Consider the following 5,727-nt stretch of genomic DNA (forward strand, 5'->3'; position numbering starts at 1 on the left):
GCATAGGCGACACGGCCGGACAGCACGCTCGTCGAGTTGCCGTTGTTGACGTACGGGGTCAGCTCGTCGGGGACGTGCGGGATGCGGGTGAGGTAGTCGCTGGACGCGAGGCCGGCGAAGACTCCGGTGCGGCTGCCGCGCACCGAGCGGGGGTCGATGCCCGCGTTCTCGAACGTCTCCCACGCCGTTTCCAGGAGCAGCCGCTGCTGCGGGTCCATCGCCAGCGCCTCACGCGGCGAGATCCCGAAGAAGGCCGCGTCGAACTCCCCCGCTCCGTCGAGGAATCCGCCCTCGCGGGTGCGGGAGGAGCCCGGTGCGTCCGGTACGGAGGCGTAGACGGCGTCCGGGTCCCAGCCGCGGTCGGTGGGGAATCCGCTCATGGCGTCGGTGCCGGAGACGAGCAGGTCCCACAGTTCGCGTGGGGAGGTGACGCCGCCGGGCAGCCGGCAGGCCATGCCGACGACGGCGACGGGTTTCGAGGCCGGGTCGTCGAGGGTGCCGTGCGCCGGGCGGGCCGCTGCCGGTTGCGTGCGGGCCCCGGCGGTGCCCCGGCCGTGCGTGCCCTCGGGTCCGCCGTCGTCCCCCTCGGAAGCACCGGACGCACCGGACACGTCGGAGCGGTCGAAGTCGGCGGATTCGGCGGCGAGTTCGGTGTCGAGGAAGGCGGCGAGCGCGGTGGGTGCCGGGTGGTCGAAGGCCAGGGTCGCGGGCAGGCGCAGGCCGGTCGCCGTGCCCAGCCGGTTGCGCAGCTCGACGGAGGTGAGGGAGGTGAAGCCCAGGTCGCGGAACGCCCGGTCGGCGTCGATGTGCCGGGCTCCGGTGTGGCCCAGTACGGCCGCGACGCAGCCGGTGACCAGGTCCAGCAGGACGGTGCGCCGTTCGTCGGCGGGGAGCCCGGCGAGCCGTTGCCGCAGCCCGTCGGCTCCGTCCACCGTGGAGCGCGTCGTCGCGGTGCGCCGGGCGGGGGTGCCCCGGTAGAGGTCCCGCAGGAGTGCGGGGAGTTCGGCGGCGGGGCGGGAGCGCAGGACGGCTCCGTCCAGCCGGACGGGGACGAGCAGGGAGCGGTGGGCTTCGAGTGCCGCGTCGAAGAGGGCGAGGGCCTCGGCTGTGGGCAGGGTCAGGGCGCCGGACCGGCGGGCGCGGGCGCGGTCGGCCTCTGCCAGGTCCGCTGTCATGCCGCTGGTCTGTTCCCACAGTCCCCAGGCCAGGGAGACGCCGGGCAGGCCCCGTACGCGCCGGTGCTGTGCGAGGGCGTCCAGATAGGCGTTGGCGGCGGCGTAGTTGCCCTGTCCCGCGTTGCCGAAGACGCCTGCGGCGGAGGAGAAGAGCACGAAGCCGGCCGGGTCGTGCTCGGCGGTCAGCTCGTGCAGGTGCCGGGCCGCGTCGGCCTTCGGGGCGAGGACGCCGCGCAGGCGGGCCGGGTCGAGGGAGGTGAGCACGCCGTCGTCGAGGACGCCTGCGGCGTGCACGACCGCGGTCAGCGGGTGCTGCGCGGGCACGTCGGCGAGCAGGGCGGCGAGCGCTTCCCGGTCGGTGACGTCGCACGCCGCGACGGTGACCCGGGCGCCCAGGTCTGCCAGCTCCTCCCGGAGTTCGGCGACGCCGGGTGCGTCGGGGCCGCGCCTGCCGGCCAGCAGCAGGTGCCGCATGCCGTGCCGGGTGACGAGGTGCCGGGCCAGCAGTCCGCCGAGTTCGCCGGTGCCGCCGGTGATGAGCACCGTGCCGTCCGGGTCCCAGGGGCGCGGCACGGTGAGGACGACCTTGCCGACGTGCTGTGCCTCCGCCATGAAGCGGAAGGCTTCGGGGGCGTGCCGGACGTCGCGTGCGGTGACCGGCAGCGGCCGCAGGACGTCCGTCTCGAAGAGGGCGGCGAGTTCGGTCAGCATCGCGTGGATGCGGTCGGGGCCGGCCTCGATCAGGTCGAAGGCGCGGTAGCGGATGCCCGGGTGGGCGCGGGCGATCTCATCGGCGTCGCGGATGTCGGTCTTGCCCATCTCCACCAGCCGTCCGCCGGGGGCGAGCAGCCGCAGGGAGGCGTCCACGAAGTCCCCGGCCAGCGCGTTGAGGACGATGTCCACGCCCCGGCCGCCGCTCGCACGCCGGAACGCGTCCTCGAAGTCGAGGGTGCGGGAGGAGGCCAGGTGTGCGTCCGGCCAGCCGTCCGCGCGCAGCAGAGCACGTTTCCGGTCGCTCGCCGTGCCGTAGACGGTCGCGCCCCAGTGCCGGGCCAGCTGGGTCGCGGCCATGCCCACGCCACCGGCTGCCGCGTGCACCAGCACCGACTCGCCCGCACGCAGGTCCGCGAGGTCCCGCAGCGCGTAGGAGGCGGTCAGGAAGACGACGGGCACGGACGCGGCCTGGGCGAAGGACATTCCGCGCGGGATGCGGACCAGCAGCCGGTGGTCGGCCACGGCCAGCGGACCGATGCCGCCGGGCACCATGCCCATCACCGCGTCGCCGACGTCGATCCCGGTGACGCCGGGGCCGGTCCCGACGACGACGCCGGCGGCCTCGGAGCCGAGGTGTTCGGCCCCGCCGGGATACATGCCCAGGGTGTTGAGGACATCGCGGAAGTTGAGCCCGGCCGCGCGCACGGCGAGGCGGACCTGGCCGTGTTCCAGCGGCGCCGCGGCGTCCGGGCAGGGCACGAGGGCCAGATTGTCGACGGTGCCCTTGCGGGGGATGTCCAGCCGCCAGGGTGCGTCGTCGCCGGACGGCAGGGGCAGCGGGGCGCGGGTGTGGCTGCGCACCAGGCGGGGCGCGTACGCGGTGCCCTGCCGGACCGCCACCTGGGGTTCGTCCCCGGTGGCCGCGGCGGCGAGCGGGGCCCAGGAGTCGGCGTGCCCGTCGATGTCCGCGAGGACGACACGGCCGGGGTGTTCGGACTGCGCCGAGCGCAGCAGACCGTGTACGGCCGCGGCCGGCAGGTCGGTGACGTCCTCGCCGGTGTGGACGGCCAGGGCGCCGCGGGTGACGAGGAGGAGCCGGGTGCCGGCGAACCGCTCGTCGGCCAGCCAGCGCTGTACGAGCGTCAGCGCGTCCTCGGCCGCGCGGGCGGGCTCGGCGCCGGCCGGTTCGGGGGACGCCGGGTCGGGGGACGGGGCCGTGCCGGTGCAGACGAGGAGTACGTCGGGGGCCGGGTCCGCCCCGGCGGCCAGGGCTTCCAGGTCGTCCCAGGTGGTCGGCCGGACGCCCCCTCCGGCGAGGGCGTCGAGCGCTGCCTCGTCCGGACCGGCCCCCACCAGGGCCCAGGTGGCGGGGTGCGGCGCGCTGCCCGCGGAGCCGGAGGAGCCGGTGGGGAGCACGCTCCACTCCGGGTGGAACAGCGCGTCGCGGGCCGTGTGCGCGGCCGGGTCCAGCAGCGCGTCGGGCACGGGGCGGACGGCCAGCCGGCCGACGGCCGCGACGGGTCCGCCGGCGGTGTCCGCCACGGCCACGGCGACCGCGTCGGGACCGGCGGGGCTCACCCGTACCCGTAGCGCCGTCGCCCCGGTGGCGTGCAGACGGAACCCGGTCCAGGAGAACGGCATGCCGGGGCGGTCGTCGTCGCGGCGCAGCGGGCCGAGACCGGCGGCGTGCAGGGCGGCGTCCAGCAGCGCGGGGTGCAGCCCGAACCGAGCCGCTTCCGAGGTGGCCTCGTCGGGCAGTGCCACTTCGGCGAACACGTCCTCGCCACGCCGCCACGCGGCCCGGACGCCCCGGAAGACGGGCCCGTAGTCGTAGCCGCGGTCGGCCAGCTCGGTGTAGAAGCCGTCGAGGGGAAGGATTTCGGCGCCGCGCGGTGGCCAGGCGGCGAGGTCGCCGTCCGGGTGCGCGGCGGTGTCGGTGGCGGGCGCGAGCGTTCCGGTGGCGTGTTCCGTCCAGGGCGAGCCGTCGGTGCGGGCGTGCAGGGTGACGGGCCGGGCTCCGGAGTCGTCGGCGGCGCCCACCGCGATCTGCACCTGGATCCCGGCGTCGTCCAGCAGGACGAGGGGTGTGTGCAGGGTGAGTTCGGCCAGCAGGCCGCAGCCGAGTTCGTCCCCGGCGCGGGCCACGGCCTCCACCAGCGCCGTGCCGGGTACGACGACGGTGCCGGCGATCGCGTGCTCGGCCAGCCAGGAGTGGGTGCGTACCGACCAGCGGGCGGTGAGCACGCTCCCGTCGCCCGCGGCGAGTTCGACGGCGGCGGCCAGCAGCGGGTGCCCGGGTGAGGCCAGCCCGGCGGAGGCCACGTCGCCGGCCGTGCCGGTGGGCCGCGGCCAGAACCGCTGCCGCTGGAAGGCGTATGCCGGAAGCTCCACGCGCCGTGCGTCCGCTCCGGCGGCGAGCGCGGCGCGGTCGATCCGGGCGCCGTGCACCCATGCCTCGGCGAGCGAGGCCAGGAAGCGCGCCGGGCCGCCCTCGTCGCGCCGCAGCGTGCCGGTGGCCGAGGCGGTGACGCCCGCGTCCGCGGCGGTCTCCTGGATGGTGGCGGTCACCACGGGGTGCGGGCTCACCTCGATGAACGTGCGGTGTCCCGCGTCGAGCAGCGCACGGACGGTCTGCTCGAACCGCACGGTCTGCCGCAGGTTGCGGTACCAGTAGGCGGCGTCGAGGCCGGTGGTGTCGGCGGCCTCACCGGTCACCGTGGAGAAGAAGGGGATGTCGGCGGGGCCGGGCCGGACGGCGTCGAGCAGGGTCAGCAGTTCGTCGTGGATGCGCTCGACGTGGGCGGAGTGCGAGGCGTAGTCGACGGGGATGCGCCGGGCCCGTACGCCGTCCTCGGCGCAGTCGGCGAGGAACTCCTCCAGCGCGGTGCCGTCACCGGAGACCACGACGGCGGCGGGGCCGTTGACGGCGGCGACCGAGAGCCGGTCACCGCGGGCGGCGATGCGGGCGCGTACCGCGTCGACGGGTTCGGCGACGGAGACCATGCCGCCCGGCCCGGACAGTTCGCGGGCGATGGCCTGGCTGCGCAGGGCGACGACCTTCGCGCCGTCCTCCAGGGAGAGCGCACCGGCCACACACGCGGCCGCGATCTCCCCCTGCGAGTGCCCCAGCACCGCGGCGGGCCGCACCCCGTACGCCCGCCACACCTCCGCCAGCGCCACCATCACCGCCCACAACGCGGGCTGGACGACGTCGACACGGTCGAGCGAAGCAGCACCGGGCACACCGCGCAGGGCGTCCCGCAGCGACCATGTGGTGTAGGGGGCGAGAGCGTCCGCGCAGGCGTCCAGCCGCGCCGCGAACACCTCGGAGGTGTCGAGGAGTTCGGCCGCCATACCGGTCCACTGCGAGCCCTGCCCGGGGAAGACGAGTACCGCTCCCCCGTCGGTCTCGGCCGTGCGGACACCGTCGAGGACGTGCGGGCCCGGCAGCCCGTCGGCCAGGCTGTCGAGTCCGTCGAGCAGCCCGTCGGGGCCGTCGGCGACGACGGCGGCACGGTGGTCGAGGGCGGCCCGTGTGGTGGCCAGGGACCAGGCGATGTCCGCGCTGCGGGCGCCGGGGTCGGCCCGGACGTGTGCGGCGAGGGCGCGGGCCTGCTCGCGCAGGGCATCGGCGCTGCCGGCCGAGACCAGCCACGGCGCCACGACGGCCGTGGCCTCCCCCTCGGTTCCGGCGTGGGCTTCGGCTTCGGTCCCGGCGTCGGAGCCCGTATCGGTGCCGGAGTGTGCAGGTGAACCGAAGTCGGCTGTTTCTGCTGGGAGTTGGGGTGCTTCTTCGAGGATGACGTGGGCGTTGGTCCCGCTGATACCGAACGAGGAG

At 75.9% G+C, this 5,727-nt stretch carries 1 protein-coding gene; it reads right to left on the bottom strand.

What is annotated here, in order from left to right; all coding sequences use genetic code 11:
• Window positions 1-5,727: SDR family NAD(P)-dependent oxidoreductase (locus tag SCA03_RS34245; protein WP_141275874.1), on the bottom strand; the 5,727-nt coding region annotated here is incomplete at both ends.

Source organism: Streptomyces cacaoi (genome assembly GCF_006539165.1).
Classification (GTDB): Bacteria; Actinomycetota; Actinomycetes; order Streptomycetales; family Streptomycetaceae; genus Streptomyces; species Streptomyces cacaoi.